Annotated in this window: 22 protein-coding genes; 16 read left to right on the top strand and 6 right to left on the bottom strand. The window is 45.2% G+C overall.

Annotated features, from left to right (window positions below; all coding sequences use genetic code 11):
- Positions 1–29: 29 nt before the first annotated feature.
- Together RT143_RS06380 and RT143_RS06375 are read right to left on the bottom strand one after the other, a co-directional pair.
- Entirely contained in the window at positions 30–704 is a 675-nt protein-coding gene (locus RT143_RS06380; protein ID WP_313091934.1) for a glutathione S-transferase family protein, read from the bottom strand.
- Between the two features lie 23 nt (positions 705–727).
- On the bottom strand, positions 728–2023 hold the full coding sequence (locus RT143_RS06375; RefSeq protein WP_409519695.1) for a glutamate-5-semialdehyde dehydrogenase: 1296 nt from the start codon (positions 2021–2023) through the stop codon (positions 728–730).
- 231 nt (positions 2024–2254) lie between these two features.
- Between RT143_RS06375 and RT143_RS06370 the strand changes: the two genes are divergently transcribed.
- From RT143_RS06370 to RT143_RS06295, 16 genes are all read left to right on the top strand, one after another.
- Positions 2255–3049: an ABC transporter ATP-binding protein gene (locus tag RT143_RS06370; protein ID WP_186303395.1), complete on the top strand. Its 795-nt coding sequence runs from the start codon at positions 2255–2257 to the stop codon at positions 3047–3049.
- A 255-nt stretch (positions 3050–3304) separates the two neighbouring features.
- Positions 3305–4111, top strand: coding sequence for a transporter substrate-binding domain-containing protein (locus tag RT143_RS06365; RefSeq protein WP_313091932.1), 807 nt, complete (start codon positions 3305–3307; stop codon positions 4109–4111).
- A gap of 76 nt (positions 4112–4187) precedes the next feature.
- Positions 4188–4994: an ABC transporter substrate-binding protein gene (locus RT143_RS06360; RefSeq protein ID WP_313091930.1), complete on the top strand. Its 807-nt coding sequence runs from the start codon at positions 4188–4190 to the stop codon at positions 4992–4994.
- 90 nt (positions 4995–5084) lie between these two features.
- Positions 5085–6005: a transporter substrate-binding domain-containing protein gene (locus RT143_RS06355; protein ID WP_313091928.1), complete on the top strand. Its 921-nt coding sequence runs from the start codon at positions 5085–5087 to the stop codon at positions 6003–6005.
- 229 nt (positions 6006–6234) lie between these two features.
- Entirely contained in the window at positions 6235–6954 is a 720-nt protein-coding gene (locus RT143_RS06350) for an ABC transporter permease (protein ID WP_007117180.1), read from the top strand.
- 11 nt (positions 6955–6965) lie between these two features.
- Positions 6966–7691, top strand: a complete 726-nt coding sequence (locus tag RT143_RS06345; protein WP_313091926.1) for an ABC transporter permease — start codon at positions 6966–6968, stop codon at positions 7689–7691.
- Positions 7692–7748: 57 nt separating this feature from the next.
- Complete coding sequence (locus RT143_RS06340) at positions 7749–8321, top strand: hypothetical protein (RefSeq protein WP_313091924.1); 573 nt, start codon at positions 7749–7751, stop codon at positions 8319–8321.
- A gap of 50 nt (positions 8322–8371) precedes the next feature.
- Entirely contained in the window at positions 8372–9433 is a 1062-nt protein-coding gene (gene tsaD / locus RT143_RS06335) for a tRNA (adenosine(37)-N6)-threonylcarbamoyltransferase complex transferase subunit TsaD (protein WP_313091922.1), read from the top strand.
- Between the two features lie 19 nt (positions 9434–9452).
- Positions 9453–9815, top strand: a complete 363-nt coding sequence (crcB, locus tag RT143_RS06330; protein WP_313091920.1) for a fluoride efflux transporter CrcB — start codon at positions 9453–9455, stop codon at positions 9813–9815.
- Between the two features lie 383 nt (positions 9816–10198).
- A complete protein-coding gene (gene pstS / locus RT143_RS06325) occupies positions 10199–11359 on the top strand; it encodes a phosphate ABC transporter substrate-binding protein PstS (RefSeq protein ID WP_313091918.1) in 1161 nt (386 codons plus the stop codon).
- A gap of 137 nt (positions 11360–11496) precedes the next feature.
- Positions 11497–12447 carry a phosphate ABC transporter permease subunit PstC gene (pstC, locus tag RT143_RS06320; protein WP_312276829.1) on the top strand — a complete coding sequence of 317 codons (951 nt, stop codon included), beginning with the start codon at positions 11497–11499 and terminating at the stop codon, positions 12445–12447.
- 17 nt (positions 12448–12464) lie between these two features.
- Positions 12465–13334, top strand: a complete 870-nt coding sequence (gene pstA, locus RT143_RS06315) for a phosphate ABC transporter permease PstA (protein WP_095355920.1) — start codon at positions 12465–12467, stop codon at positions 13332–13334.
- A gap of 61 nt (positions 13335–13395) precedes the next feature.
- Entirely contained in the window at positions 13396–14151 is a 756-nt protein-coding gene (pstB, locus tag RT143_RS06310; protein WP_219299031.1) for a phosphate ABC transporter ATP-binding protein PstB, read from the top strand.
- Between the two features lie 197 nt (positions 14152–14348).
- A complete protein-coding gene (gene efeO, locus RT143_RS06305) occupies positions 14349–15251 on the top strand; it encodes an iron uptake system protein EfeO (RefSeq protein WP_313091914.1) in 903 nt (300 codons plus the stop codon).
- 79 nt (positions 15252–15330) lie between these two features.
- A complete protein-coding gene (gene efeB / locus RT143_RS06300) occupies positions 15331–16671 on the top strand; it encodes an iron uptake transporter deferrochelatase/peroxidase subunit (RefSeq protein ID WP_313091912.1) in 1341 nt (446 codons plus the stop codon).
- 79 nt (positions 16672–16750) lie between these two features.
- Entirely contained in the window at positions 16751–18547 is a 1797-nt protein-coding gene (locus RT143_RS06295; RefSeq protein WP_313091910.1) for an FTR1 family iron permease, read from the top strand.
- Positions 18548–18671: 124 nt separating this feature from the next.
- On the opposite strand, the gene rsfS is transcribed toward RT143_RS06295, so the two are convergent.
- From rsfS to RT143_RS06275, 4 genes are all read right to left on the bottom strand, one after another.
- Positions 18672–19073 carry a ribosome silencing factor gene (gene rsfS, locus RT143_RS06290; RefSeq protein WP_050324756.1) on the bottom strand — a complete coding sequence of 134 codons (402 nt, stop codon included), beginning with the start codon at positions 19071–19073 and terminating at the stop codon, positions 18672–18674.
- A gap of 144 nt (positions 19074–19217) precedes the next feature.
- Complete coding sequence (gene nadD, locus RT143_RS06285) at positions 19218–19958, bottom strand: nicotinate (nicotinamide) nucleotide adenylyltransferase (RefSeq protein ID WP_313091908.1); 741 nt, start codon at positions 19956–19958, stop codon at positions 19218–19220.
- 292 nt (positions 19959–20250) lie between these two features.
- The gene (gene pta / locus RT143_RS06280; RefSeq protein WP_313091906.1) at positions 20251–22395 is read right to left on the bottom strand and encodes a phosphate acetyltransferase; all 2145 of its coding nucleotides are present in this window, start codon (positions 22393–22395) and stop codon (positions 20251–20253) included.
- 64 nt (positions 22396–22459) lie between these two features.
- Positions 22460–23635, bottom strand: coding sequence for an acetate/propionate family kinase (locus tag RT143_RS06275; RefSeq protein WP_188874742.1), 1176 nt, complete (start codon positions 23633–23635; stop codon positions 22460–22462).
- Positions 23636–23890 lie beyond the last annotated feature (255 nt).

The following is a 23890-nucleotide window of genomic DNA, read 5'->3' as shown; positions in this document are numbered from 1 at the left end:
GTTTTTCATTGAATTAAAGCTGAGTAACCTCAAACAACCTCTGTGCCTGCTTCATCTTCAATAACTATATCGGTTTCTGTCAACGCCTGTTGTTGCCAAGTCTGCATGCTTGGATGAGCAAGCATTTTTTGTATATAGATTAAAGTCATGGGTCGTAACTCTATATCGGAGGCTTTTGCGTAAGTGATGAGGCGAAAAATAACCGGGGCAAAAAATACATCAGCGATACTAAATTCGCCTAGCAAATAACCTACAGAGCCGTTTTGTTTAAAGCCTTCGGTGACGATGGCTTCAAACCGCGCCAAGTCGCTTAAACAGGGTGCGGAAGGTGCAATGTGGCGCTTAGCTCGAATATTCATTGGCATTTCATTGCGTAGTGCAGAAAATCCACTGTGCATTTCACCCAGTAAACTCATGGCTAAATGCGGCTGGTTACCCCAGATGTTTTGCGTAATTAAGTATTTTTCCGCATATAAAGCAATACCGACACTGTCCCAAATCGTTTTATCTTCATGTAACAGTACAGGTACTTGACCCAGTGGCGTATAGGTCGTCAAAATCTCTTGATTGCTAGGATGAAATAGCTTAATGGGCATTTCATCAAACGCTACACCGAAGGCATGCAGCATAAGCCATGCGCGCAAAGACCAAGTGGAGTAGTTTTTATTACCCATAATTAAAGTGGGTTTGTGAAAACAATTCATTTGATTACCAAAAGTTTTAGCTGTCACTGTCTGATTTCCCCATGCCCAAACACAATCCATTTTTGCGATGTTAAACCTTCAAGACCCACAGGGCCGCGCGCATGGATTTTATCGGTAGAGATACCAATCTCTGCGCCCAAACCATATTCAAAACCGTCGGCAAAGCGGGTTGATGCATTGACCATCACACTACTAGAATCAACTTCACGCATGAATTTTAACGATTTTGAGTAGTTTTCGGTGATAATCGCATCGGTATGGTGTGAGCCATGGGTATTGATATGGGCAATGGCTTCGTCGATATCAGCGACTACTTTAATCGCCAAAATTGGCGCCAAATATTCGGCATCCCAATCTGCCTCACTCGCCGCTGACAGATGAGCAGTTAATTCAGCGGTATCACTCAAGATGGCTAAGGCTTTTGGACAGCCGCGTAATTGCATGGCACTGTCTGCAGCGACAATGGCGCTGGCGATTGGCGGCAGGGCTTGCGCAGCGATTTGGCTATCAATCAGCAGCGTTTCCATGGTATTACAAGTCCCGTAGCGGTGAGTTTTGGCATTGACGCAAATATCGGTTGCCATACTCAAGTTTGCATCGCGATCGACAAAGGTATGACAGTTACCATCTAGGTGCTTGATGACAGGGACGCGCGCTTCATTACTGATACGCTCAATCAGGCTTTTACCACCCCGCGGTACAATCACATCGACATAGCGATTCATGGTAATGAGTTCCCCCACTGCCGCGCGGTCGGTGGTTTCGACCACTTGCACTGCGGCCTCTGGCAAACCAACCGCTTGTAAACCTTGTTTGACACACGCAGCCAATGCTTGGTTAGAATAAAACGCTTCTGACCCCCCACGTAAGATAATCGCATTGCCAGATTTTAATGCCAAAGACGCAGCTTCAATCGTCACATTGGGGCGAGATTCATAAATCATCCCGACCACACCCAGCGGCACGCGCATTTTACCCAGCTGAATACCCGATGGACGAAAGGTCATATCCGTGACCTCGCCAATCGGGTCAGGTAGCATGGCAACATCTTTTAGTCCTTGTAACATGCCTTCAAAGCGCGCATCGGTGAGCGCTAATCGGTCAAGTAGCGCGTCATCCAGTCCTTTTTGTTGACCGTTTTGCATATCGGTGGCATTGGCCGCCAACACCTGTGATTTGGCTTGTTGCAGGGCGTCATAGATAGCGAGTAGGGCGCTATTTTTGAGTGCGGTGTCTGCTTTTGCCAAAATCGCTGAAGCGGCGCGCGCTTGCTGTCCCACGGTTTGCATATAATGTTTGGTATCAGTCATGGTTTGCATAGTCAGTCCCTAATATAATCATCGCTTCATCATAACAACTTCAATCCAAAAATGGAATTTAGAAAGTTTTGACAGATAAAAATTAATGGTTATGACTCAATCTAAAAACAAGCGCTAAAGACCGGCGCCACAAAATAAAGTTAAATGAGAGAAAAAGTTGCGTTTTAGTAGCATTTTAAGCGAAAATAGACAGTTTTTTTCCACCTATTGTCAAATTTTGGATTGAATATCATGTCAGATGCTATGCCAAACTTACAGCGTCCTGTAGCCTTGCAACTTAACAATATCCACAAGAACTTTGGATCGCTTGAAGTACTAAAAGGTGTATCGTTGACCGCTTATGATGGCGATGTCATCTCAATTTTGGGCTCGAGCGGTTCGGGCAAATCCACCTTGCTACGCTGTATTAATTTGCTTGAAAACCCCTCACAAGGGGAGGTTTTTTTGGGCAGTGAAGCATTGGTATTAAAACCGAATAAATCAGGGGATTTGGTTGCCGCCAACCAGCGTCAGCTTGAGCAGTTTCGCTCAAAAATGGGCTTTGTGTTCCAAAACTTTAACCTATGGCCACACCGGACTATTTTACAAAACATCATTGAGGGGCCGACCCAAGTCCTAAAAATCGCCAAAGACCAAGCTATCAGTGAAGCTGAAGTGCTACTAAAACGCGTAGGACTACTGGACAAAAAAGACGCTTACCCAGAAAACTTATCGGGTGGGCAACGCCAGCGTATCGCCATTGCTCGTGCGCTAGCGATGAAGCCGCAAGTATTGCTATTTGATGAGCCAACCTCTGCCCTCGACCCAGAATTGGTCAATGAAGTACTAGCGGTGATGAAATCGCTTGCTGAAGAAGGTCGTACCATGCTGATTGTGACCCATGAAATGCGTTTTGCGCGCGATGTATCAAGCCAAGTGGTGTTCTTGCATGAGGGACGTATCGAAGAAATAGGCACACCAGAGCAGGTGTTTGACAATCCGCAATCAGCGCGGGTGAAAGACTTCATGGCAAGCCATCAAAAATAATCCAATCAGCCTATCAGCCGTCAATCGCAATGCGATTGGCGGTTTTGTAGTTTTAGGCATCAGAAAAAATTTATTTGATTTAATTGTTGCTGCAAACGTTTTTCACTTGCAAAAATGTTAATTTATGTTAATTTTAACTAAATTGTAAACTCGCATTTATTTTAGTCGCATTGATTTTAAATATTGAAATCGCTGAAAGCGAAACCTGATATTAAATCGCTTTTTACTCAAAAATTTCATTTGTAAGGAACATCCATGCAATCAACCTTGAATTCAACCTACTCAAAACTCGCCTTGGCAACGGTATGTGCAGTTAGCATGGGATTAACCGCCTGTCAAAAACCTGCTGAAAAAACAGAAGGTGCAGCCGCTAGCCAACCCGCTGCCAGTGCCAGCACAGGCAAAAAAATTCGTATTGCCACTGAAGGCGCGTACAAACCATTTAACTACACCAATGCCGATGGCACGTTAGGCGGTTATGACGTGGATGTTGCCAAAGCCGTGTGTGCCCAAGCGAAACTCGACTGCGAAATCGTAGCGCAAGACTGGGACGGTATTTTGCCAGGCTTAATGGCGAGAAAATACGACGCGGTGGCCGCAGGTATGTCAATTACCCCAGAGCGTTCAGCGCAAGTGGATTTCACCACGCCTTATTTTAAAAACACCATGGTTTGGGTCGCTGCCAAAGGTGGCAAATTCAACCCACAAGCGATTTCAGGGTTAAAAATTGGCGGTCAACGCTCAACCACCATGGCACAGTACCTTCAAGATAAACTGAGCAAAACCAACGAAATCAAATTGTATGACAACTATGACAATGCCTATATTGACCTAAAATCAGGTCGTATCGATTCAGTGCTGTCTGAAAAAGTAACCGCTAGCGAATGGCTAAAACAAAACAGCAACTACCAAATCATCGGCAGTGAGATGGATAATGGTGACAACATCGCAATGGCCATTCGTAAAGGCGATCCACTAAAAGCAGAATTTGACAAAGCCTTAGATGCGCTACAAAGCAATGGCGAGTTGGCAAAATTACAAAAGCAACATTTTGGTAATTAATTGACTTTGTATCGAGCGATTTAATATTTACACAATAGATGTGGGTGACCCTCAAATTTTGACAAAAGGTGTTGTTATGAAACAGTTATCGGTTTTGGGTGTATCGTCGTTAGCCATTTTGATGGGGGTAACTGCCTGTCAAAAACCTGCTGAAAAACCGGCAGACACGGCAGCAGCAAGTAGTGCTACCACAGCAGCAAGCGCAGATATGCCACAGATTCGTATCGCTACCGAATCAAGCTTTGTCCCCTTTAGTTATAAAGATGCCAATGGCAAATTAATCGGCTTTGAGATTGATTTGGCAGATGCGCTATGTAGTGAAGCCAAACTAAAATGTGAAGTGATTTCCCAAGATTGGGATGGACTGATTCCAGGGTTACAAGCACAAAAATACCATGCCATCATGGCGGGGATGTCAGACACCGCAGAGCGTCGCCAAGTGGTGGCATTTAGCGACCCATACTTTACCAATAACCTCGTTGTGATTGGCAAAAAAGGGGTAGAAAAAGGCGCTGATGATCTAGCGGGGAAATCCGTGGGTGCGCAGCGTTCAACGACCGCAGCTGAGTACTTAGCCAAAAACTTCCCAAAAGCCACCCCAAAACTGTATGACACCCAAGATAATGCCTATCTTGATCTAGAATCGGGTCGTACAGATTTGATGATTTCTGACAGTGCCCCAGCCTTATCATGGTTAAAAACTGCCAAAGGTCAAGGCTTTGAAGTCAAAGGTCAACCGATTAATATTGATGACAAAATTGCCATTGCCCTTCGTCAAAATGATCCATTGATTGGCAAATTCAACACTGCACTAGCGGCGCTAAAAGCCAATGGTACTTACGATAAAATCAGCCAAAAATATTTTGCAGATTTGCCGAAATAAGCCGTTAAATAACTTATTTGCCTGTTAGTGTTGTTAAAGCTTACAAGCAAAAATTGTCAGGTGTTAGACGTTAAAAATTAGGAGTATCAGGTGAAAGCAAATATTTCATTATTGGGTAGCTTGGCATTGGCAGGTCTAGCGCTGGTGGGCTGTCAAAAACCTGCGGAAAAAACTGCCGCAACGACGGCGGGTAGCACAGCCGCTTCTACAACGGTGACTACCAGCACTGAGACATCAAGCAGTATGGCAGGCAAAACCATTCGCATCGCCACCGAAGGCACCTATAAACCCTTTAGCATTACCAAAGCAGATGGCAGTTTGACAGGTTTTGATGTCGATTTTATGCAAGCTTTATGTGCACAAATGAAAGCCAACTGTGAAATCAAGCCACAAGATTGGGATGGTTTATTGCCAGGCTTGATGGCAAAAAAATATGACGTGGTAATTGATGCCATGTCTATCACCCCAGAGCGTCAAGCGCAGGTCGATTTTACCGACCCCTATTTTACCAATACGTTGGTGTTTTTGACCAAACAAGGTAGTGCTATTAATCCAGATGACCCTGCCCAAATTGACAGCCATAAAGTTGCGGCACAGCGTTCAACGCTATCAACCCAGTGGATGGAAAAAAATCACCCAAAAGCCCAGCTAAACCTGTATGAAGGGTTGGATAATGCGTTTATGGACTTGGCAGCAGGGCGCTCAGATATGATGATTTCGGATAAAGCCCCGGCCGCTTATTGGCTGACCACGCCAGAAGGTAAAGGCTTTGAAATCAAAGGTAAAGAGATTGATGTCAATGACAAAATGGGTATCATCGTTCGTAAAGGCGACCCACTGCGTTTAGAATTTAATAAAGCGATTGCCACGTTAAAATCAAATGGCACGTATGACAAAATCTATAACCAATATTTTGGCAGTGCGACCACCACAACAGCGGCGGCAAGCAGCGTGGCAGTCACGGTCTCTAGTACCACAACCACGACGACTGTGGCAAGTACCAGCAAATAACTTAACCAAGCGCTTGGGTTCAGTCAAAAACTGGGTGAAAAGTCACTCAGTTTTTTGTTTTTTTGATGGTTTTTGATAGGGCAATCACGTAAAATTGCACCCTGCAAAAAACAAAGCAAAAGGTTATATCTATTATCACCTTTTGTCTATGTGACGGTAAAATTGCGTTTTAAGCATTTTTTGGGTAATAGGTCAGCAAACAGAGTTAAAAAAACAGGGTATCGATATTGTGTTAGATCTACAAGGTTTTGGGCAGCTATTATTAAGCGGTGCTTGGGTCACCATCAAACTGGCACTGACTAGTTTGGTCATTGGGCTGATTTTGGGATTATTGGGTGCGACCGCTAAGATGTCACGGTTTAAAGTGCTCAATGCCATCGCCACCGCTTACACCACGATTATCCGTGGTATTCCAGAACTGCTGTCAGTCATGTTTATTTACTTTGGCGGCTCAATGTTGATGGGGCTCATTCTATCGCAATTTGGCAATACGGGATATGTGGATGTCAGTCCGTTCTGGGCGGGGGTTACGGCGCTGTCTGTGGCATTTGGTGCGTATGCGACCGAAACTTTTCGTATGGCATTTCAAGAGATTCCAAAAGGTCAAGCTGAAGCGGCGCAAGCGATTGGCATGAAAAAATTCCAAATACTTTGGCGAGTGACGTTGCCACAAGTGTGGCGTATTGCACTGCCAGGACTGGGTAATTTGTTTTTGGTACTGCTCAAAGATACCGCGTTGGTTTCCGTAGTCGGGCTTGAAGATATCATGCGCCACGCCAAAACGGCAGCGACTTCTACGCAAAGCCCGTTTACTTTTTATATGGCAGCAGCATTGTTGTACTTGAGTCTGACCGTCATCATCACGGGTGTGATTATGTGGCTAGAGTGGGTCAATAACCCAGCAGAGCGTTATGCAAAACGCCTGCAAAAAATTGGCATGGCAAAATAGGGGATACATCAATGAACTGGAATTGGCAAATTATTATTGATAGTATCCCAAAACTGCTGCAAGGTAGTATTATCACCATTGAGCTTGTGGTGTTGTCGGGTTTATTGGGGTTTATGTTGGCAGTGCCGCTAGCCTTGGCTAGGCTATCAAAAAAACCTTGGGTACAGGCATTGCCGTTTGCATATATTTTCTTTTTTCGTGGTACGCCGCTACTGGTGCAAATCTTTTTGATTTATTATGGCTTGTCACAATTTAAATGGGTGACCGAGTCCGTGCTGTGGAAATCGGGTGTATTAGCCAGCCCATTTTGGTGCGCTATCATCGCTTTTACCCTCAATACGGCAGCTTATACCGCAGAAATCATCCGCGGTGCTATCAAGTCAATACCCAAAGGCGAGAATGAAGCTGCCGATGCCATTGGTATGTCGTATAGCCAAAAATTGCGCCGAATTATTTTCCCTCGCGCCTTTGGCATCATGCTGCCTGCGTATGGCAATGAAGTGATTTTTATGCTCAAAGGCAGTGCGCTGGCATCGACCATCACTTTGATGGATATCACCGGTGTGGCAACGACGATTATGTCAAAAACTTATACCGTTTTTGAGTTGTTCTTTGCCTCAGGTGTCATTTATTTGTTATTGTCTTGGCTATTAATTGGGATGTTTCGATTGGCAGAAAAACGCATCAATCGTCATCTTTCTTATCAGCCCGTCAGTAATGGGGGCGTCACTGCCTAAGTTAGGCTAAGCTAGATTAAGCTAGACAAAGAGTTTGGATGTATTGGAGGCGTGCCAATGAAACAAGCAGTTATAGTATCAAGTTTGCTGATAGGTGGGGTATTGATCTCGGCTTGTCAACCTGCCAGTGATAACAAGCCAGCGCAAAATAGCACAGCAAGTGCCACAGTAAGTACCACAATGGCTAGCGTTCAAAGTCCGCATCACGTTGCCAGTGTAGCTGTCGCCAGTACCGTATCCCCCCAAACCGCCCAAAACGGTGTGCCCAAACAAATCAACTGGGCATTGGTGGATTCGGGCATTAAGCCAGTCGATAAAGCTAGCTTTAAATACCCGTTTGCGCTCGATAGCGAGCCTGTCAAAGCCTATGCCGAGATGTATCATGTGGATAATGAAACCTCCCGCTACAACTTAACGGTGGGTATGGCAGTCAATGAAGTCTTATCTAAAGTGCTCGACCAGCTGGGTACTGCCTATGTGTCACATGAACTCACAGCCGGTAAAAACAGCGCGTTTGTCATCCATACCGCCCAGCAAATTGCCCCGAGCCAATACACTTACGTCTTTGCCGAGCCTTTTGCCAAAGGGTTAACCATTCCTGTCAAAATCATCAATGATGGCAAAAAATAAATAAGTTGCCATCGGTATGTTGACGTTTATTTATCGTTTAAGGAAATACCATGCGTGTGCTAGGATTGGAAACATCCTGCGATGAAACGGGATTAGCCATTTTTGATAGTGACCAACGTCACCAACCCAATCAAGGTTTGGTCGGACAAGTGCTGTATAGTCAAATCGCGCTACATGCGACGTATGGTGGGGTAGTCCCTGAACTTGCAAGCCGCGATCACATCCGTAAATTGGTGCCCTTGTTACAGCAACTGCTGGATGACTGCCAACTTAAAAAAACCGATATCGATGCAATTGCCTTTACCAAAGGTCCTGGACTGGTGGGCGCGTTGATGACTGGGGCATTATTTGGGCGCAGTTTGGCGATGGCACTTGATATTCCTGCGATTGGCGTACATCACATGGAAGGACACTTACTCGCGCCGCTATTAGGCGCCAATCCGCCCGATTTTCCGTTTGTCGCGTTGCTGGTGTCGGGTGGACATACCATGTTAGTGGCGGTCAAAGGCATCGGGCAATATGAAATATTAGGTGAGTCGATTGATGATGCCGCAGGCGAGTGCTTTGATAAAGCCGCTAAAATGCTAGAGTTGCCCTACCCTGGTGGACCTAATATTGCACGCTTGGCGCAAACAGGCAATCCGTTAGCCTATGAATTACCGCGCCCGATGTTGGGCAAAGGATTGGATTTTTCTTTTAGTGGTATGAAAACCGCCGTGCATAATTTGATTAAAGACCATCCAACTGATAGCCATAATCCTGAGCATGCCCAGACGCGTGCCGATATTGCGGCAAGTTTTCAATATGCGATGGTCGATACGTTGGTGAAAAAATGCGTTAAAGCCTTGCAGCAAACGGGCATGAAACGTCTGGTGATTGCAGGCGGGGTGAGTGCCAATCAACAACTACGAGAATCGCTAGCTGAGGCATTAGCCAAAATCAATGCCACTGTGCATTATGCACCGCCTGCCTTGTGTACCGACAATGGCGCCATGATTGCCTTCGCCGGGTGGCAGCGCTTGAACGCAGGTCAACACGATGAACTAGCCGTTAGCTGCTTGCCACGTTGGGATATGACAACGCTGCCTGCTGTCAATCCAATTAACTCATAACCACCACAAGGACTTGAAGATGCCATGGCTATGGATAGGATTGGGGGCGGCATTTGGGGCAATGCTGCGCTGGTGGTTAGCCCGAATCAACAGCGTACATCCTTGGTTGCCCTATGGCACACTATTTGCCAATGTACTAGGCGGGCTGTTAATGGGATTTGCCTTGATACTTACCCAAAAGATGCACCCAAACTTACGACTGTTTATCACCACCGGGTTTTTGGGGGGACTGACAACGTTTAGTACGTTTAGTGCCGAAGTGTTTACTTTGTTGAATAGCGGCAAGGTATGGCAAGGTGTGGCCTTGATCGGCATCCATGTGCTTTTAACTTTGGTTGCGACTGCCATTGGTTTTTATAGTCTTAAATTGTTAAATTATTGATTACTTTTCAACTTGTTAACTTTTTCATCTTTTCACTTCTTATTCACCGCTAAAGGTTGTAAAACTGCTCAAGGCTTTGCGAATCGATAAGCGAATTTAATCTTAAATTCCCTTATCGCGTCTCACCTATAGCAGCGTGTGCCATCCGTCAGCCATCAAACTGTCATGATACTGTCACATTTCTTTGTAATTATATACACAATTTTTATACAAACCGAATTATGGTTATTATCATGACAGTTAAATCGGTCAGCTGTGAGCTTTATCAGCTTTGAGCTGTCATAGTGAAAATAGCCAAAAAAGGTTAAATCGTACGGTTCGTGACATTTATTTTATTCAAGCATTTTCATTGTAAACTCAAAAAATGTTTTTAGGAGCTATCCATGCGTTATTCATTATTAAGTGTTGTTGTAGCATCAACGTTAGCATTAACCGCTTGTGGTAACAAACAAGCAGACAATAAAGCAACGGGTGCCTCAGCAACGTCAAGCACTGCGACTACAAGCGCGGCAGGTAGCGATAAAAACGCCGTATTTACTATCACAGGTGCAGGTGCCTCTTTCCCACAACCTATCTATGCTAAATGGGCAGGTGAGTTCAAAAACGCCACTGGCGGTCAAGTAAACTACCAATCAATCGGTTCATCAGGTGGTATCAAACAAATCCAAGCCAATACCGTTGACTTTGGTGCGTCGGATGCGCCTTTAAGCAAAGAAGAGTTGGATAAAAATGGTTTAATCCAGTTTCCAACCGTTATCGGTGGGGTTGTACCGGTTGTTAACATCGATGGTGTTGCACCCGGTCAATTAAAACTAGACGGTGCCACGCTCGCCAATATCTACTTGGGTAAAATCACTAAATGGAATGACCCAGCGATTACTGCATTAAACGCAGGCGTGACACTACCAGATGCGCCAATCACGACGATTTTCCGTTCTGACGGTTCAGGTACAACCTTTAACTTTGCAAGCTACTTAGCGGCTGTATCACCAGAATGGAAAGCAGGTCCAGGTGTAGACAAATCAATTAAATGGCCAACCGCTGCCACAGGTGCAGGTGGTAAAGGTAACGAAGGCGTGGCAAGTAACGTCGCTCGTGCCAAAAACTCAATCGGTTATGTTGAGTACGCTTACGCAAAACAAAACAAAATGTCGCATACTCAGCTTAAAAATGCGGCGGGCAACTTTGTACAACCATCCGCTGAAAGCTTTGCCGCTGCGGGTAATGCAGATTGGAAAGGTACACCAGGCTTTAACATTGTATTGACTAACCAAGCAGACCCAAATGCCTGGCCAATCTCTGCGGCAACCTTCATCTTAGTCCATACTAAACCCACCAACCCAGAAAACGTCAAAAATACCCTTAAATTCTTTGACTGGGCGTATTCAAGTGGTGATGAGCTAGCAAAATCATTGGACTTTGTACCATTCTCAGCAGAAAGCAAAGCTATCTTCCGTGAAGAGTGGAAAAAAGTTGTAGGGGCTGATGGTAAACCACTATTTAGCTCAGATGCTGCCACAGCAACTGCGTCAGCGGCAAAATAATCTAATGATGATTAACAGTTAAAAGGGTTATGCATGTCAAACTATACGTAGAGCAATAAACAAGTTAATGCTCTACGTTTTTTTTTCAAATTTCTAGAATTAGTAAACTAAAACTATTTTTTGATGGCTGGGTTCTTATGTCGGATTTACACGCAAAACTCGCAAAGCAAAAACAATTAGACTGGTTGTTTGTCAACGCGACTCGTCTTTTTGCGTTTATCGTGCTGTTGTTGTTAGGTGGTATCTTAATCTCACTATTTCTTGGCGCATTGCCAAGTATGAAGGCGTTTGGCATTAACTTTTATACCAGTAAAGACTGGGATACAGGGATGGATGTATACGGCGCACTCGCACCAATCTATGGTACGCTAGTGACTTCTATCATTGCTATTTTGATTGCGGTGCCGGTAAGTTTTGGTATTGCCATGTTTTTGACAGAGCTTTGCCCAAATTTTTTAAAACGTCCTTTAGGGATTGCCATTGAGTTGTTAGCGGGTATCCCTTCAATTATTTATGGTATGTGGGGATTTTTCGTATTTGCGCCTTGGTTTTCAGAACATATCCAGCCCTGGCTGATTGACCATTTGGGTGATGTGCCTTATGTGGGTCGTTTATTCCAAGGTGCGCCGATGGGTATTGGTCTGTTCACCGCAAGTTTGATTTTGGCAGTCATGATTATCCCATTTATTGCATCGGTCATGCGTGACGTTTTCTCCATTACGCCAAAGATGCTTAAAGAATCTGCCTATGGTTTGGGCTCAACCACTTGGGAAGTGATGCGATACGTGGTGTTGCCTTATACCAAAGCCGGGGTGATGGGCGGTATCATTTTGGGATTGGGTCGCGCATTGGGTGAAACGATGGCAGTCACCTTTGTTATTGGTAACGCTTATAACGTCAGTCCAAGTTTGTTCCAGTCAGGGGTGTCAATCACTTCGGCATTGGCAAATGAATTTGCAGAGTCTGAAGGCTTGCACCAATCATCGCTACTACATTTAGGTTTCTTACTATTTATCATTACCTTTATTGTACTGGTGATTTCAAAATTGATGCTCAGTCGTATGGATAAAAATGCGGGTACGAAATAAGGACGCTGGGGAATACTATGACTACTATCAACATGAATCGTAACAATGCCATTTACAAACGCCGCCGTCTAAGCAATGCTTTAGGACTGATATTTGCCGGTTTGTCCATTGTATTTGGCTTGACCTTCTTAGGCTTAATTTTATTCAAATTGTTTTTATCAGGCTCTCATGCGTTATTGACCATGCCTATTTTTACGCAAGACACGCCATCGCCAAACGAAATCGGTGGTCTTCGCAATGCGATTATCGGCTCAATCATGGTGACAGGATTGGGGCTTGTAGTCGGCACCCCGATTGGTGTCATGGCAGGTATTTATCTTGCTGAATTTGCCGAAAACAGCTGGCTTGGTAAAGTCACCCGTTTTATGAACGACATTTTGCTATCAGCACCATCGATTGTGATTGGTCTATTTATTTTTGCGTTGATGGTACAAGGTCGTAACTTCTCAGGTTGGGCAGGTGCAATGGCTTTAGCGCTATTGGTTATTCCTGTGGTGGTACGTACCACCGAAAATATGCTCCGTCTGATTCCCAATACATTGCGTGAAGCGGCTTATGCGTTGGGGACGCCAAAATGGAAACTGGTAACATCCGTTACTCTGCGTGCTGCCAAAACTGGGGTATTAACAGGTATCTTACTGGCATTTGCGCGTATCTCGGGTGAGACTGCACCCTTACTATTTACCGCGCTTAATAACCAATTCTTTAGTACCGATATGGGTCAACCCATTGCCAACTTACCAAACGTGATTTATCAATACGCCAGCCAACCATACCCTATTTCAAACCAATTGGCTTGGGCCGGTGCGTTACTCATCACCTTGGCGGTATTAACGTTGAATATTTTGGCACGTGCGCTAAGTGGTAAAGAGCAATCATCACATTGATGATCAATAGAAGATTAAAGCTATTTGCTAGTATCAAACAAATTTTATTAAGGTATTCATCATGACCGCAAAAATGCAAATTCGTAATTTAGATTTTTATTACGGTAAATTTTTAGCCCTTAAAAATATCAACATCGATATCGCTGACAAAAAAGTCACCGCGTTTATCGGGCCCTCAGGCTGTGGTAAATCAACGTTACTGCGTACCTTTAACCGCATGTATGACCTCTACCCAGGCATGAGTGCCACGGGCGAAATCAACCTAGATGGACAAAACATCTTGGATAAATCTGTGGACGTCAACTTGCTGCGTGCTCGCGTGGGTATGGTATTCCAAAAACCAACGCCATTTCCAATGTCAATCTATGACAACGTGGCATTCGGTGTGCGTCTGTATGAGAGCTTAAGCCGCGCTGAGCTAGACGAGCGCGTTGAATGGGCGCTCAAAAAATCGGCACTGTGGACTGAAGTTAAAGATAAACTTAAAGCATCAGGCCTGTCATTGTCTGGTGGTCAGCAGCAGCGTCTGTGTATCGCACGCGGTGTGGCAACCCGTCCTGAAGTATTGTTACTAGACGAGCCCACCTCGGCCCTTGACCCTATTTCAACAGGCTCAATTGAAGATTTGATTTCAGACCTAAAAAATGATTACACCATCGCCATTGTCACTCACAACATGCAGCAAGCGGCACGTGTGTCTGACTATACCGCGTTTATGTACTTAGGCGAAATGATGGAAATGGGGGATACCGATAAAATGTTCACCAACCCAGACCGTAAAGAAACAGAAGAATACATCACGGGTAAATTCGGCTAGGCTATTTTGTTATTAGGCGATCTGCGCGTCATTTAGTCAATCACAATACCTCGCTGCTGCGGGGTATTTTTTTGCCTAAACTTCTAAGCACAATCAAAGTAAAATAAATATTGATAACGATTCTCATTTACACTATAATTCGCAAATTGTCATTATTTTTTTTATTATTTATTCGTGTTTACTTTTAAGGATGTTTTATGTTGAGCCGTACTTTTACTTTATCAATATTACCCCTGACGATATCTGCATTACTCTTGACGGCTTGCCAAAAAACCGAGCAAAAAACCGACGTAGCACCTGCTGCAAGTAGTGTCGCAACAGCACCTGCAACGACTAACGCTTCTGCAGTCACAGCGTCAGCGCAGAGCTCAGTTGATATGAGTAAAGAAACGGCGGAATACAAAGCTTGGGTACAGACCCAAATTGATAGCTTACTCGCCGATACCCAAAAATTTGTCGCACTGCTCGAAGCAGGTAAATTAGAAGAGGCGAAGGCGTTATATCCAAAAGCGCGCATGTATTTTGAGCGCTCAGAGCCGATTGCTGAAAGTTTTGGCGACCTTGACCCACGTATCGATAACCGTGAAGCCGACCTTGAGCCCAATGAAGTATGGACAGGCTTCCATGCGATTGAAAAAATCTTGTGGACACAAAATACCACCAAAGGCACCGAACAACTGGGTAAACAACTGATTGCAGATGTCAAAGAATTGCACGCCAAAATTCCAACGGCGGAGGTCACAGGCGATTTAATGGTGCAAGGTTCAGTAGATTTGCTCAATGAAGTATCAACGAGCAAAATCACCGGCGAAGAAGAAATTTTTTCGCATACAGACTTGTATGATTTTAAAGCCAATATTGAAGGTGCCGAGAAAATATTTGCCATTTTAAAACCAAAAATCCAAGCCAAAAACCCGGCGTTAGTCACAGAGCTTGAGCAAAAATTTGGCGCAGTCAACCAACTACTTGCCAAACACCAAGTCGGGCAACAAGACTATAAATCCTATAAAGAGTTAACCCCTGCAGATACCAAAGCGCTAGCCGAAGCGGTGAATAAACTCGGTGAACCCTTAGCGCAGATGGGCATTGTATTGCAATAAGTGAAAGGTGAAGCAAAAAATTGCTTCACTTTACGGTTTTAGGGTGGCATAAAAAGGTAAGTACGGTGTTAGGGGCAGTATGAGACAGAGTAAATTAGATAAGCAAGCGCAAGAAACAGGATTAGGACTAAAAACCTCAAATCGTCGCAGTTTTTTACGCCAATTTGGTGCGCTCAGTGTCGCAGGCGCAGGTTTAGCTGTATCAGCCTGTCAGCAAAAACCAAGCGAAAACTTACCTAACTTGCAAGCTTTGGATGGCCATCAGTCCAAAGATAGCGATAAAAACGAAAATCCTAAACATGCCGGTAATGATGCCAATACTACCAAAAATAGTTTTGCGGATGTCAAATATGATTTTTATGGCGAACACCAAGCAGGCATTACCACGCCGTCACAACGTAATATTTATTTTTTGGTGATGGATTTACATACCGACAAGCTCGACGATGTCAAACAGATGTTCAAAGACTGGACAACCTATGCGGCCAATTTGACGCAAGGTAAAAACATCAAAGCCTATGAAAAAAACCCGTTTGTGCCCCCGACCGACACAGGCGAAGCAGACAGCATGGGCGCGTACGGATTGACGTTGACCTTTGGTATTAGCCCAAGTTTTCTCAAAAAAATGGGACTTACTCATAAGCAGCCCAAAGAATTCCAAGACTTGCCCAAGTTCCCGCGCGATCAATTGCGAGAAAATTTGACCGGGGGTGATATCTGTATTCAAGCCTGCGCCGAAGATGCCCAAGTAGCGTTCCACGCGGTACGGCAATTGGTACGCCAAGCGCGGTCTAATATTACCATGCGTTGGAGTCAGTCAGGTTTTGTCGGGTTTGATACCGGCAACCATACGCCCCGTAATTTATTCGGCTTTAAAGACGGCACTGCCAACCAAAGCACCATTAAGGCTGCGGACAAAAACTTATGGGCGGACGCGCCCGATTGGATGAAAGGCGGTACTTATTTGGTCACCCGCGTCATCCAAATGCATCTTGAAACTTGGGATCGCACCTCGCTTAAAGGTCAAGAAGACACCTTTGGACGACATCGTGATAGCGGCGCGGCGATTGGACAAAAAGGCGAATTTGACACCTTTGATGTGCACGCCAAAGACGCGCAGGGTAAAGCAGTGATACCTGAAATTTCCCACATGGGACTGGCAAAACGCACAGGTGTGGAGATGCTACGCCGTTCGTATTCTTACAGTAGCGGCATTAACCCAGCCACGGGGCAGTTTGATTCGGGGCTGCTGTTTATTTCATTTCAAAAATCGCCCGAACAATTTATCATCATCCAAAATGCCCTAGGTCGTCTTGATAAAATGAATGAATACACCACCCACATTGGCAGTGGGCTATTTGCTTGCTTCGGTGGTATCCCGCAGGGTGGCTATATTGGACAAGCATTATTTGAAGCTTAAGGTTCAAATGCAACCTGCATCAGTTAAAAATCGATGGTTAAAAATACACGCTTAAAAATAGACGGTTAAAAAGTTACTCATGATAAACATCACCCAAAAAACCTTGCTAAGTTTTGGCCTAGTAAGTTCGCTGCTCATCACCAGTCAAGGCTTACAAGCGCAGCAACCAACGCCTGCAAGTGCGCAGATAGCGACGCAAGCTAGTCAACCAGCCAGCAAAAAGCTGAATTTAAGCCCTATTTTTATCAAGCTATCAGACGCGATGGCAGCGATTAAAGCCAATGATATCTCAAAAGCCAAGGACACCCTTGCGCAAATTCAAACAGCCTTTGATGCCATAGATGCAACGGCAAAAAATTCCACGCTTGGGCAACAGACAAGCCAAGCGATTGGGCAAGCCATCAGCAACCCCACAGAAGCCAATTTATCAGCCGTGTCAAATGCGTTATATGCCTTTGAAAAAGAACAAAATCCTGTAGATTACAGCGGTAAGCGAAAAGAGTTTGCCAAAAAAATGGTACCTGCGTATGACAATCTTAATCAAGTCATACAACGGGCAGCACCGACAGATGTCGAAGCGTTACGGGCGGCTTACAACCAGTTTAATGCAGTTTGGCTAGGTAATGAGCGGGTCGTACGCAATACCAGTATGGGGCACTACGGCAAAATCGAAACATCCATGGCGCTGATGCGAGTGGCGATTGAAACCCAACCCATCAATATGGCGCAAATCAAAACCCAATCTGCCGCGCTAAAGGACGCCATCGACAGTTATAACAAGGGTGACGTAGCCGATGTACAAACCACACAAACTGTCACTCTGGCGGATAGTATCCAGTTACTGCGCGATGGTTTACAGGCGTTTAAAACAAACGACGCAGCGACTGGTCAAGCCAAGTTAGGCGAGTTTATTAGTATATGGCCAACGGTCGAAGGCGATGTTAGTACGCGTAACCCCAATTTATATAATCGGGTGGAAAGTCAAATTCCACTAGCCATGGCGAAGGGGCAAGACCCTAAACAGCAGCAAACACTGCAAACGATTATCAATGAATTGGCGGCAATCAATCCAACAGCCCAATATACCGCGGTTGACTCGATGCTGATATTGCTTCGAGAAGGGTTGGAAGCCTTATTGATTGTCATCTCGCTGTTATCGGCTTTAACCGCTGCCAAACAAGTCAAAGCCAAAAAATGGGTGTATGCTGGTGTCGCTTTTGGCTTACTTGCCAGTATCGCAGGCGCGATGGCATTACAGCTATTATTCCCTGCGGTGACTTCTGCCGCCAATCGTGAGATGTTTGAAGGCGTCATCGGCATCGTTGCGGTCATTATGATGATTGGCATTGGGGCGTGGCTACATAGCAAATCATCCGTCCAATCATGGAACGCTTATATCAAGCGTCATATGGGACAAGCCATGACGGCAGGTAGCTTTGCGTCGTTATTTGGATTGAGCTTTTTATCCGTGTTTCGAGAAGGCGCAGAGACCATATTGTTTTATGTCGGTATATTACCCAATATCAGCATGAGTAATTTTTTAACCGGGATTGGTTTGGCGCTTGTAGCACTGGCAGCAGTGGCTTGGGTGATGCTAAGAACCTCGGTCAAATTACCAATTCCACAGTTGTTTAAAGTCTTAACTTGGGTGATTTACCTATTGGGCTTTAAGATTTTAGGCGTTAGTTTGCACGCGCTGCAATTGACAGGGTATCTACCGATGACCGCCATGAGCCGCTTGCCAGCGATTGAATCGTTGGGATTTTACCCAACGCTACAGACATTTTTGGCACAAATCGGCTATATTGTTATCCTTATCGGTATCAATCTTTGGATGAAAAACCATCAACGTCAGCAAACGGCTACGTTGGCATAACCTTTAACCAAAGAATATCAACGTCATAAAAAAATGGGTAAAACTTGTTTACCCATTTGGTTATAGCGTCTAGTTCATAACGCATAGTTTGCATAGCATAGTCTAAACTAAGCTATAGACTACACTACGCCGTTTTTTCCATACGCTCGCGCTGCGATTGACCTTGCCATAAGCCTTCCAGGTCATAAAACGTGCGGGCTTGTGGCATCATCACATGCACCACCACAGCGCCCAAATCAATCAAGGTCCAATCACTGGTGCCTTGACCTTCCACACCAATCGGATTAAAGCCTGCTTGCTTCGCTTTCATCGCGACATGGTCGGCAACCGCTTTAAGGTGGCGGGTAGATGTCCCTTCGGCAATCACGATACGCTCCATGACTTCAGTCATATCAGCCACATCGAGTACGGTAATGTTTTTGGCTTTTAAATCATCCAAGGCATCTTGAACGATGTCAAGGCAAGTGGTTAACTGTTGGTGGGCAGGGTGTTGATTGACTAAACTAGCAAATTGGGTATCGGTCATAAATGCGTGGATTCCATGGATTGGGTCATAATGATTGGGTTATAAGGGTAGCTTAAAATAGGATCATGACAATCCTAAAAAAAGTGCGCTATTTTAACAAAAATCTAACGCACAGGTTATCAAAAAATGTAAATCAATATCAGGCTAAACGTCTGGGGCATATAACTGATGCTCAACAATATACCGATAAACTTGACTCGGTAAACTTAGCCGCGCTTGCTGTCGTTGCCGAGCTTCTGTGCTGTATATCCAAGCCCTGATATCACGACTGGCAATATCAGGCACGACAAACTTATCAATATAAATATGGTTAGTAGTTTGATTTATCAAGTCTTTTGGCGAATGAATGATAAAAGGCACTAACCGATTATCAATATTTATACTAGGGGGTTTATCCGTATTGGCTAAAGCATTTTGGTTCAAATTTTTATTTAAATTGTGGCTAAGGCTGCCCAAGGCAGGACGGGGTAGCACCCATAGATTGGTCAGCGAAAGTAGCTCAAAGCCGCGATACCATTTATCAAGTTGTTCAACACTGTCTTGTCCAAGGACAAAAATCAGTAGGTCATTGGGATAACGCTGTTTAAACTCACTCAAGGTATGAAAGCTATACACAGGCGGCTGACACTGCAGCTCAGTCTCATCAATCGACAAAAAAGGCACATCGTCAATCGCAAGCCTAAGCATCTCAAGGCGCTGCTGGTTGGAAGTTGGCTGGGTTTTTAGGGGCGAACCCGCCGTGGGCAGTAATTTGGCGATGATATCAACATTGGGGAAGGCGCGCATGAGCTCATGGTACACATGCGTAATCATCTGTAAATGCGCCAAATGTACCGGATCAAATGAGCCACCCAACCAGACACGAATACAGCGAGGCATTGTCATAATCAAACGCCTAATTCAAAGTTGGGGCAAAGAAAACTAAAATCCTTCATCATCACTGACACATCTTACGGTTGGTTTGCCGGTTCATCGGTTGGTAAATTGCGCACAAAAATCACTTTGTGCAGAATTTTACCATAAAGCAATTTTTGGGCATAACAGATTGTGGCGCAATAGCCTAGTGGTGGAGCAGTAGCCTTGCATTGCTATTTAAGCCGATATCCTGTGTGACAGCCAATGGCGATAGACAACAAAAAGGTGAGTGTCAAACTCACCTTTTTTTAAACATAAAAGCTTAAAACTCACCGCTATCAGCTTGAACCGCTGTGAGCGCAATGGTATAGACAATATCTTCAACCAAGGCGCCACGCGACAAGTCATTCACAGGCTTATTTAAGCCTTGCAGCATAGGACCGACGCTCACCACGTTGGCAGAGCGCTGCACCGCTTTATAGGTGGTATTGCCAGTATTCAAATCTGGGAAGATAAACACATTGGCTTGACCTGCCACCAGCGAGTTTGGCGCTTTTGATTTCGCCACGCTTGCGACACTGGCAGCGTCATATTGTAACGGACCATCAATGAGTAAATCAGGTGCTTTGGCTTTGGCGATTTCGGTGGCTTGACGCACTTTATCCACGTCTGCGCCTTCACCTGATGAACCCGTCGAGTAACTAATCATCGCAACTTTGGGTTCGATGCCAAACGCTTTGGCAGATTGGGCGGATTGTAGGGCGATTTCAGCCAGCTGTTCTGCGCTAGGGTCTGGGTTGATGGCACAGTCACCATATACTACCACTTGCTCAGGCAGTAGCATAAAGAAAATTGACGAAACCAGCGAGTACTGCGGCGCTGTTTTAATTAACTGAAACGCCGGGCGGACGGTATTGGCGGTGGTATGCACGGCGCCAGATACCAGACCATCGACTTCACCCAAGTGCAGCATCATCGTACCCAGCACGACGGTGTCTTTGAGTTGTTCATGGGCTTGCAGTTCATCGAGTTTGCCTTTACGGCGCTCGACCATCGGTTTGACGTACTTGTCAATTAAGCTTTCCGGGTCAAGAATCTGCAGACCTTCGGGTAGGGTGAGCCCCAAGTTCTTGGCAACCTCTTCGACCTCACTGCGTTTGGCAAGTAAGATACAATAGGCAATACCACGAGCCTGACAGATGACCGCCGCTTCAACGGTACGGGGCTCAGCGCCCTCAGGCAGTACGATGGTTTTTTTGGCAGCTTGGGCTTTTTTGACCAAGGTATGACGAAAAGCTGAAGGGGAGAGTTTGCGGTTGTTGTTGCCTTGACTAAAAGTGGTTTTGATCCAGTCCAAATCCAAATGCGCGGCGACAAAATCGGTGACTTCACTGGCACGAGTGGTGTCATCGGCGGGGATTTCATGGCTGATGTGGTTAAGTTTGGTGACGGTATCAAAGCTGTCAGTGTCAACCAGCATCACAGGAATCCCCGTTTTTAGCGCGGGGCGACACAGATTGATAATCTTTTGGTTCGGCACGATACCGCCTGTCAGAATAAGACCTGCTAGCGGTACACCATTCATGGTGCTAAGCGCAGTTGCCAAAATCAAATCATCACGGTCGCCTGCCGTCACCAGTAAGTTGCCACGGGTGAAAGAATCTTCAATATTAGCAACAGTACGCGCAACTAGTAAAGTATTAAGCACACGGCGGTTTTTGGCGTCACCTTCATTGAGCCATTTGGCATCAAGCTCACGAGCCACGTCCCAGGTACGTGGGACACTTAAGGTGTTGCTAAAAGGTACTACGCCAATCAAGCGAAATTTATCGGAGTCAAAATAAGGGGAGTGGGATTTAATCGCCTGTAACTGCTCAGCTGCCAAATCAACTTTGGCTTTACCAGGCGCGACGGGTGCTTCATCATAATGGTTGTCCACGTTTTTGACGCGCATCAAAATCGTGCCTAGCGTACGCTCGCTTGCCATACCGCCAAAATCACGGGCAAAAATATCTAGCTTGTCTACCAAACTATCAGGATTGGCAATATCGCCACTACTCACCAAGATAACTTTGGCGTCTAGCGCGTTGACGATGGCTAAATTCACCAATTCTGCATAACTTGAATCATTGTCGGCAGCCAGACCTTCACAGACGATAACGTCATATTGCTCAGCCAATGCTTGGTGTTTGGCAACCACTTCTTCCATCAAGTCATCTAACTGACCATCCCCAATCACGCGCTCTAAGCGGCTACGGTCAATGGATGTTGGCGGGTTTAAGTTAAAGGCATGTTTTGCAAGCACGCTTGAGCTGTCATCACTCTCATGATTGGCGGTGGTATTTTGGCTAAAGGGTTTTAAAAATCCTGCTTTTAGCCCGATATAATCGAGTGCACGGATAAAACCCAAACAAGCTGAGGTCAAGCCAATGCCGCTACTGGTAGGCACAAATAAAATAGTTTGCATGATAGTTCCTATTTGTTATTTTATTCAAACTAAAAACCCTGATGGGTCATCAGGGTGAAAGGGTTTATAAACCTAAGACTTCTTTGGTTTCTTTGGCGATTTGGTATTCTTCATCGGTCGGAATCACCCACAATTGCAGTTGGCTGTCGGCTTGGTGGAAGCTACCTTCGGCACCGCGAGAGAGCTCGGCATTTTTGTCAAGGTTCGCTTTGATGCCAAAATGCGGCAAGTTTTGTAAAATTTTTTGGCGAATTGAGGCGCTGTTTTCACCGATACCACCGGTAAATACCAAGCCAGTGAAGGTCGGTAATGCACAGCTGAGTGAGGCGATATAACGGGCTGCTTTATAACAGAAAATTTCGATGGCAAGTTTGGCGTCTTCGTTGCCTTCATTGGCGGCTTGCTCCACCGTGCGCATATCACTTGAGATACCTGAAATGCCCAATAACCCGCTTTGTTTATTTAAAATCGTATCAATTTGATCAAGGCTATAGCCCAAAATACGGTGTAAGTGAATATGCAAACTTGGGTCAACATCACCACTGCGCGTACCCATGACCACACCTTCCAGCGGAGTCAGCCCCATGCTGGTGTCCAGACTTTTGCCATCATACACGGCGGTTAACGAGCAACCATTGCCCAAATGCACGGTAATCCAACCATTGGCTTGGTTGTGAGGGGCTAGGCTGTCAGCGCGGTGGCTGACATAGGCGTGCGAGCTACCATGAAAGCCATAGCGACGGATATAATGCTCATTGTACAAATCTTTTGGAATGGCGTAGCGGTAGGCTTTGGCGGGCATGGTTTGGTGAAAGGCGGTATCAAACACCACCACTTGCGGCAAATCTGGGTAAATTTTTTCCACCGCTTCAATACCTAAGGCATGGGCGGGGTTGTGCAGTGGCGCCAATACTTTTAGCCGTTTGACTTCCGCCAAGACATGGTCATTGACTTTTTCGGCATGAGAAAACTCACGTCCGCCATGCACCACACGGTGACCCACGGCAACGGGTTTGTAAGCTGCTAATAAACCTAATATTTTTTGCAGCGCCCATTGGTGATTGGCGCCTGCCAAAGAGATTTCGACTTTTTCCCCATTGAGGTCAGTGTGTTTGATACGTGCCGTATCTAAGCCCAAGTTTTCCGCAAGACCGGCAACGCGCTCGCTGCTGTCATTGCTTAATAACGCGTATTTGATTGACGAAGACCCACAATTAAGTACTAAGATCGGATTTTGCATGGCTGTTCCTTTAGACAAGATCTTGTGCATTCCTTGCAACAAGCCCCTTCCTAACTGGATTAAATTTTAAGCTATCCTTGCCTTCAGTAATTTATTGTAGATTAAAAAAATTATATTGTGGTAATTTTTTGCCAAATTTTTGTTGTCATCACGATAGCAAAAAAGCATACCACAACAATGAGGGTGTCAACAAAATGAAAAATTAACAAAAATCATCGATTTAACGCTCATCTTTAGTGAGGTGAGATAATTGCT

It is taken from the genome of Moraxella sp. CTOTU48268 (genome assembly GCF_032069585.1).
Classification (GTDB): domain Bacteria; phylum Pseudomonadota; class Gammaproteobacteria; order Pseudomonadales; family Moraxellaceae; genus Faucicola; species Faucicola cinerea.
This window is presented reverse-complemented; position numbering and strand designations above follow the sequence as displayed.

What these genes read in the sequence shown, in the direction of transcription:
- RT143_RS06345 (WP_313091926.1), top strand. Translation starts at nt 6,966, where the DNA reads ATGAACTGGAATTGGCAAATTATTATTGATAGTATCCCAAAACTGCTG.
- efeO (WP_313091914.1), top strand. Translation starts at nt 14,349, where the DNA reads ATGTTGAGCCGTACTTTTACTTTATCAATATTACCCCTGACGATATCT.
- RT143_RS06360 (WP_313091930.1), top strand. Translation starts at nt 4,188, where the DNA reads ATGAAACAGTTATCGGTTTTGGGTGTATCGTCGTTAGCCATTTTGATG.
- RT143_RS06275 (WP_188874742.1), bottom strand. Translation starts at nt 23,635, where the DNA reads ATGCAAAATCCGATCTTAGTACTTAATTGTGGGTCTTCGTCAATCAAA.
- RT143_RS06370 (WP_186303395.1), top strand. Translation starts at nt 2,255, where the DNA reads ATGTCAGATGCTATGCCAAACTTACAGCGTCCTGTAGCCTTGCAACTT.
- rsfS (WP_050324756.1), bottom strand. Translation starts at nt 19,073, where the DNA reads ATGACCGATACCCAATTTGCTAGTTTAGTCAATCAACACCCTGCCCAC.
- nadD (WP_313091908.1), bottom strand. Translation starts at nt 19,958, where the DNA reads ATGACAATGCCTCGCTGTATTCGTGTCTGGTTGGGTGGCTCATTTGAT.
- crcB (WP_313091920.1), top strand. Translation starts at nt 9,453, where the DNA reads ATGCCATGGCTATGGATAGGATTGGGGGCGGCATTTGGGGCAATGCTG.
- pstB (WP_219299031.1), top strand. Translation starts at nt 13,396, where the DNA reads ATGACCGCAAAAATGCAAATTCGTAATTTAGATTTTTATTACGGTAAA.
- pta (WP_313091906.1), bottom strand. Translation starts at nt 22,395, where the DNA reads ATGCAAACTATTTTATTTGTGCCTACCAGTAGCGGCATTGGCTTGACC.
- RT143_RS06375 (WP_409519695.1), bottom strand. Translation starts at nt 2,023, where the DNA reads ATGCAAACCATGACTGATACCAAACATTATATGCAAACCGTGGGACAG.
- RT143_RS06380 (WP_313091934.1), bottom strand. Translation starts at nt 704, where the DNA reads ATGAATTGTTTTCACAAACCCACTTTAATTATGGGTAATAAAAACTAC.
- RT143_RS06365 (WP_313091932.1), top strand. Translation starts at nt 3,305, where the DNA reads ATGCAATCAACCTTGAATTCAACCTACTCAAAACTCGCCTTGGCAACG.
- pstA (WP_095355920.1), top strand. Translation starts at nt 12,465, where the DNA reads ATGACTACTATCAACATGAATCGTAACAATGCCATTTACAAACGCCGC.
- RT143_RS06295 (WP_313091910.1), top strand. Translation starts at nt 16,751, where the DNA reads ATGATAAACATCACCCAAAAAACCTTGCTAAGTTTTGGCCTAGTAAGT.
- efeB (WP_313091912.1), top strand. Translation starts at nt 15,331, where the DNA reads ATGAGACAGAGTAAATTAGATAAGCAAGCGCAAGAAACAGGATTAGGA.
- tsaD (WP_313091922.1), top strand. Translation starts at nt 8,372, where the DNA reads ATGCGTGTGCTAGGATTGGAAACATCCTGCGATGAAACGGGATTAGCC.
- pstS (WP_313091918.1), top strand. Translation starts at nt 10,199, where the DNA reads ATGCGTTATTCATTATTAAGTGTTGTTGTAGCATCAACGTTAGCATTA.
- RT143_RS06340 (WP_313091924.1), top strand. Translation starts at nt 7,749, where the DNA reads ATGAAACAAGCAGTTATAGTATCAAGTTTGCTGATAGGTGGGGTATTG.
- pstC (WP_312276829.1), top strand. Translation starts at nt 11,497, where the DNA reads ATGTCGGATTTACACGCAAAACTCGCAAAGCAAAAACAATTAGACTGG.